Source organism: Micromonospora foliorum (assembly GCF_022229015.1).
Taxonomy (GTDB): Bacteria; Actinomycetota; Actinomycetes; order Mycobacteriales; family Micromonosporaceae; genus Micromonospora; species Micromonospora foliorum.
In genome coordinates, this window is record NZ_JAKKFF010000343.1 from 1 (window position 1) to 5,928 (window position 5,928).

At 71.2% G+C, this 5,928-nt stretch carries 7 protein-coding genes and 1 pseudogene; 1 reads left to right on the top strand and 7 read right to left on the bottom strand.

Annotation, left to right across the window (positions count from 1 at the left end; all coding sequences use genetic code 11):
• Window positions 1-95, top strand: a pseudogene (locus PSH25_RS23685) (6-phosphogluconolactonase); the annotation flags it as partial.
• A gap of 17 nt (window positions 96-112) precedes the next feature.
• On the opposite strand, the gene PSH25_RS23690 reads toward PSH25_RS23685, so the two are convergent.
• The 7 genes from PSH25_RS23690 to PSH25_RS23720 form a co-directional block, all read right to left on the bottom strand.
• Window positions 113-454 carry an RNA polymerase-binding protein RbpA gene (locus PSH25_RS23690; protein ID WP_210785003.1) on the bottom strand — a complete coding sequence of 114 codons (342 nt, stop codon included), beginning with the start codon at window positions 452-454 and terminating at the stop codon, window positions 113-115.
• 140 nt (window positions 455-594) lie between these two features.
• A complete protein-coding gene (gene secG / locus PSH25_RS23695; RefSeq protein ID WP_238661170.1) occupies window positions 595-855 on the bottom strand; it encodes a preprotein translocase subunit SecG in 261 nt (86 codons plus the stop codon).
• 96 nt (window positions 856-951) lie between these two features.
• On the bottom strand, window positions 952-1,743 hold the full coding sequence (gene tpiA, locus PSH25_RS23700; protein WP_238661168.1) for a triose-phosphate isomerase: 792 nt from the start codon (window positions 1,741-1,743) through the stop codon (window positions 952-954).
• Window positions 1,744-2,943, bottom strand: coding sequence for a phosphoglycerate kinase (locus PSH25_RS23705; RefSeq protein ID WP_091403664.1), 1,200 nt, complete (start codon window positions 2,941-2,943; stop codon window positions 1,744-1,746).
• Complete coding sequence (gap, locus tag PSH25_RS23710; RefSeq protein WP_124853956.1) at window positions 2,940-3,944, bottom strand: type I glyceraldehyde-3-phosphate dehydrogenase; 1,005 nt, start codon at window positions 3,942-3,944, stop codon at window positions 2,940-2,942. The genes PSH25_RS23705 and gap overlap by 4 nt, the downstream gene beginning before the upstream one ends.
• A gap of 264 nt (window positions 3,945-4,208) precedes the next feature.
• Entirely contained in the window at window positions 4,209-5,189 is a 981-nt protein-coding gene (gene whiA, locus PSH25_RS23715) for a DNA-binding protein WhiA (protein WP_074312802.1), read from the bottom strand.
• A 54-nt stretch (window positions 5,190-5,243) separates the two neighbouring features.
• Window positions 5,244-5,928 (bottom strand): gluconeogenesis factor YvcK family protein (locus PSH25_RS23720; RefSeq protein ID WP_238661169.1); only part of this gene is annotated, 685 nt, incomplete at its 5' end.

Below are 5,928 nucleotides of genomic sequence, written 5' to 3' on the forward strand. Positions count from 1 at the left end.
CGGCGGCCGGCGTGCGCGGGGTGGACCGCACCCGCTGGCTGCTGGACCGGGCGGCGGCAGCCGACGTACCCGCCCGACTGCGCAGCCTGCGGTGAGCGCGCGGAGGAGCCCGCTACTCGCCGCGTCGACGGCGTAGTGCGGCGAGCGCCTCGGCGAGCAGGGCCTCCCCCTCCTCGGCGGTGCGCCGCTCCTTCACGTACGCCAGGTGACTCTTGTACGGTTCGGCGCGGACCCGGCCCGGCGGATTCTGGGCGTCCCGCCCGGCGGGTAGGCCGCAGCGGGGGCAGTCCCACAGGGGTGGCGGCTCTACGTCCGCGGCGATCCGGATGTCGACCCGGTGGTCGTTACGGCACCAGTAGCTGACGTCCTGTCGGGGGGCGGGTTGGTGCCGCCCGTCCGGGCGCATCGGTGCGGACCCGACCCGGGCTCCCCGGATAACGTTGCCATTCGGCACGGCTGCTCGCTCCTGTCGTCGGAGGGGACCCGCCGTCTTCGGGGGTGGAGCGGCGGGCGACGCGGTGCAGCGGAGAAAAGCCTGCGCGCGGCCCGTCGAGTGACGAACCGCGCGCAGATTGTACGACTTACTGAGCCTGCTCAGGCGCCGCTGTTCATTTGGAGGCGCAGCCAGAGCCCGAGCCCGATGATCGCGGCGAACCAGACGACGCTCACCAGAACGGTGTAGCGGTCCAGGTTTTTCTCCGCGACCGAGGAGCCGGCGAGGCTGGAGCTGACGCCACCGCCGAACATGCTCGACAGGCCGCCGCCCTTGCCGCGGTGCAGCAGGATCAGCATGGTGAGCAGAATGCTCGTGATGACCAGCAACACGATCAACGTGTATGCGAACCAGATCGGCATGGCTGGGGTCAGTTCCTCTCGTAGCGATCCTCGCCCGGTCTGATCGGGCACGGCGGCACCGACCGGCGGACGGGCGGTGTCAAGGATACCGAGCGATCAGCGGGCGAGGTGCTCCGGGAACCGGCAGATCTGAGCGAATTCCTCCGCGTCCAGGCTGGCGCCCCCCACCAGGCCCCCGTCCACGTCCGGTTGGGCCATGATCGAGGCGACGTTGGACGCCTTGACCGAGCCGCCGTAGAGGACCCGAACCTGGTCGGCGGTCTCCTGGTCGAAGCGTTCCGCCAGTCGCTGACGCACCGCCCCACAGACCTCCTGGGCGTCTTCCGGGGTCGCGGTCTTGCCCGTGCCGATCGCCCAGACCGGCTCGTACGCGATCACGACCTGCCGCACCTGCTCGGGGGTGAGCCCGGCAAGGCCCCCGTCGAGCTGGTCGGAGCAGTGCGCCACATGGGTGCCCTGCTCGCGGACGTCCAGCCCCTCCCCCACGCACAGGATCGGGGTCAGGCCGTGCGTCAGCGCCGCCTTGACCTTGGCGTTGACCAGGGTGTCGTCCTCGTGGTGGTAGGCCCGCCGCTCGGAGTGCCCGACCACCACGTACGTGCAGCCGAGCTTGGCCAGCAGCGGCCCGGAGATGTCCCCGGTGTACGCGCCGGACGCGTGCGGGGAGAGGTCCTGCCCGCCGTAGCCGATCAGCAGCTTGTCCCCGTCCACCGCGGTCTGCACGGTGCGCAGGTCGGTGAAGGGCGGCAGCACGACCGTCTCGACGTCGGTGAGCTGCTTCTCGGTGAGGCTCGCCGCCAGCTTCTGCACCAGCAGGTTGGCCTCGAGGTGGTTGAGGTTCATCTTCCAGTTGCCGGCCATCAACGGCCGGCGGGTGGTGCTCGACATTCAGTTCTCCAGGGCCGCGATGCCGGGGAGGGTCTTGCCCTCGAGGTATTCCAGGGAGGCGCCACCACCGGTGGAGATGTGCCCGAAGGACGACTCGTCCAGCCCCAGGGCACGGACCGCGGCGGCGCTGTCACCGCCGCCGACGACGCTGAACGCGTCGGCCTTGGTGATCGCCTCGGCGATCCCCCGGGTGCCCGCCGCGAAGGCAGGCATCTCGAACACGCCCATCGGGCCGTTCCAGAAGATCGTCTTCGCCTGGGACAGCGCGGCGCTGAAGCCAGCCACCGTCTCTGGGCCGACATCCAGGCCGAGCCGGTGGCTCGGGATGCCGTCGACCCGGACCGTGTCGTGCGCGGCGTCCGGAGCGAACGCGTCCGCGACCACCACGTCGACCGGGAGCATGATCTTGCCGCCGGACCGCTCCAGCAGGTTGCGGCAGGTCTCGACCATGTCCTTCTCCAGCAGCGAGGTGCCCACCTCCAGGCCCTGGGCCTTGAGGAAGGTGAAGCACATCCCGCCACCGATGAGCAGCCGGTCGACCGTGGGCAGCAGAGCCTCGATCACGGCGAGCTTGTCGGACACCTTCGACCCGCCGAGCACCACCACGTACGGGCGCTCCGGGTCACCGGTGAGCTTGGAGAGGACCTCGACCTCACGCAGCACCAGCCGGCCCGCGACGTGCGGCAACCGGGCCGGTACGTCGAAGACGCTGGCGTGCTTGCGGTGCACGGCGCCGAACGCGTCGTCCACGTACGCGTCGCCGAACGCGGCGAGCTGGTCGGCGAAGGCACCCCGCTCGGCCTCGTCCTTGCTGGTCTCACCGGCGTTGAAACGCAGGTTCTCCAGCAGGGCGACCTGGCCGTCGGCCAGGTCGGCGACGGTGGAGCGGGCGGAGTCACCGACGGTGTCGGTGGCGAAGTGCACAGGCGCGCCGAGCAGCTCACCGAGCCGCCCGGCGACCGGGCCCAGGCTGAACTGCGGGTCCGGAGCACCCTTCGGGCGGCCCAGGTGCGAGCAGACGACCACCTTCGCGCCGGCCTCGACCAGCGCGCCGAGGGTCGGCAGCACCGCGCGGATCCGGCCGTCATCCGTGATGGCACCGGTCTGCTTGTCGAGCGGGACGTTCAGGTCGGCGCGCACCAGCACGCGCCGACCCGACACCCCCTCGGCGAGCAGGTCGTCGAGGGTCCGGATGCTCACAGCGACGAACCGACCAGCTTGACGAGGTCGACCAGCCGGTTGGAGTAGCCCCACTCGTTGTCGTACCAGCCGACGACCTTGACCTGGTTGCCGACGACCTTGGTCAGCGGCGCGTCGAAGATGCACGACGCCGGGTCGGTCACGATGTCGGTGGAGACGATCGGGTCCTCGTTGTAGACCAGGATGCCCTTGAGCGGGCCGTCCGCGGCGGCCTTCAGCGCGGCGTTGACCTCGTCCACGGTGGTCTCGCGACCCACGTTGACGGTGAGGTCGGTGACCGAGCCGGTCGGGATCGGCACCCGCAGGGCGTACCCGTCGAGCTTGCCCTTGAGGTCCGGCAGGACCAGGCCGATCGCCTTGGCGGCGCCGGTCGAGGTCGGCACGATGTTCAGCGCGGCGGCCCGGGCCCGACGCAGGTCCGAGTGCGGCGCGTCCTGGAGGTTCTGGTCCTGGGTGTACGCGTGGATCGTCGTCATCAGACCGTGCTGGATGCCGAACGTGTCGTGCAGGACCTTCGCCATCGGAGCGAGGCAGTTGGTGGTGCACGAGGCGTTGGAGATGATGGTGTGCTTCGCCGGGTCGTAGGTGTCGTGGTTGACACCCATGACGACGGTGACGTCCTCGTTCTTCGCCGGGGCGGAGATGATGACCTTCTTGGCCCCGCCGTCGACGTGCGCCTTGGCCTTGGTGGCGTCGGTGAAGAAGCCGGTCGACTCGATGACGACGTCGGCGCCGACCTCGCCCCACGGCAGCTTCGACGGGTCCTTCTCGGCGTACGCCTTGATGGTCTTGCCGCCGACGGTGATCTCGTCGGCGGTGGCCTTGACCTCGTAGGGCAGGCGACCGAGGATGCTGTCGTACTTGAGCAGGTGGGCGAGCGTGGCGTTGTCGGTCAGGTCGTTCACCGCCACGACCTCGATGTCGGCGTCAGACGCCAGCACTGCCCGGAAGAAGTTACGGCCGATTCGGCCAAAGCCGTTGATGCCAACCCGGATGGTCACAGGTCCCATCTCCTCGCGTTCTGGTCCGCCGGCTTCAGACAACGGGCCGGCGGGAATGGTGTGCGCCGACCGTTGGAGCCGGCCGTCGACGGTTCATCTCGGCCACCCCGCCGCGCGGTCTGAGGACCTGACCGCCCGAGGCGGTGGGCACGACGAGGAGTGCCGGTGTCGGCCCCCTTGCCGTACTCAGCGACCCTATCCGAGCGTGCGGGACCACGCTGCGCCGGGGCGCTCCCGGGCGCACCGTGCGGCCCCACCGTCCTATCAGACCACGAGCATGTCGGGCGTGACGGCTGCTTCCGTATCCGGGATGCCAAGGTCGCGGGCCCGCTTGTCGGCCAGCGCCAGGAGCCGGCGGATCCGCCCCGCGATGGCGTCCTTGGTCAGCGGGGGTTCGGCCAGGGCCCCCAACTCCTCCAGCGACGCCTGCCGGTGCTCCAGGCGCAGCCGACCGGCGTCGGTCAGGTGGTTGGGCGCCTCGTCGGCGAGGATCTCCAGCGCGCGGGTGACCCGGGCCGCGGCGGCGACCGCCGCCCGCGCCGAACGGCGCAGGTTCGCGTCGTCGAAGTTGGCGAGCCGGTTGGCGGTGGCCCGCACCTCGCGGCGTACCCGGCGCTCCTCCCAGGCCAGCACGCTGGAGTGCGCGCCGATCCGGGTGAGCAGCGCGGCGATCGCGTCACCGTCCTTGACGACCACCCGGTCCACCCCGCGTACCTCGCGGTTCTTCGCGGTGATGCCGATCCGCCGGGCCGCGCCGACCAGCGCCAACGCCGACTCCGGCCCCGGGCAGGTGATCTCCAGCGCGCTGGAGCGGCCCGGCTCGGTGAGCGAGCCGTGGGCCATGAACGCCCCCCGCCACGCGGAGACCGCGCAGCAGACGTTGGCCGCCACCACGTGCGGCGGCAGCCCGCGCACCGGGCGACCCCGCACGTCGAGCAGGCCGGTCTGCCGCGCCAGGGCCTCGCCGTCCTTGACCACCCGCACGATGAAGTGGCTGCCCTTGCGCAGCCCACCGGAGGCCAGCACGTGGATCTCGCTGGGGTAGCCGTAGACCTCGGCGATCTCCCGCCGCAGCCGCCGGGCCACCGCCCCGGTGTCCAGTTCAGCCTCCACCACCACACGGCCGGAGACGATGTGCAGCCCGCCAGCGAAGCGCAGCAGTGCGGCCATCTCCGCCCGTCGGCAGCAGGGCTTGGGCACGTCGACCCGACTCAGCTCGTCCTTGACCGCGGCCGTCATCGCCATTGTGCGTCCCCTCACGGACCTGTTCCGGCGTGTCGCCGGAGATTACGTACGTGTCTAACGATCGGCGCCCAGGACAGGCACCAGCGCGGCGCCCAGGGCAGCCGGATCATGGCGGGGAGTCCCGTCGACAACGGCGACGGGGGCGAGGACCAGGCGGGCACCCAGCGATTCTGCCGCACGTTCGACCGGTTCGGGGTCACCCACCGCCTTGGCATCGGCGAGCACAAGATCCACCTTGAGCTCGGGAAGGTACCAGTGCAGCGCCGCGAGATGGTCGGCGACGGAGAGCCCGAGGGTCTCCTTCTCCGCGGCAAGGTTCAGCGTGACCAGCCGCCGGGCCGAGGTGGACACGATCGCGTCGGCCAACTGCGGCACCAGCAGGTGCGGAAGCACACTCGTGTACCAGCTGCCCGGCCCGAAGATCAGCCAGTCGGCCGCCCGGATCGCCTCGATGGCCTCGGCGCAGGCCGGTGGGGCGCTCGGGGTGAGCCGCAGCGACTCGACCCGCCCGGTGGTGACGGCCACCTGGTGCTGGCCACTCACCGTGCGCACCTCGTCCGGGGCGGCCGGGTCGGCGCCGCGTACCCGCGCCTCGATGCCGACCGGCTGGCGGGACATCGGCAACACCCGGCCGACGGCGCCGAGCATCGCGCCGGCGTGCTCCAGCGCGGCCACCGGGTCGCCGAGCAGTTCCATGAGGCCGCAGAGCACCAGGTTGCCCACCGCGTGCCCGGTCAGG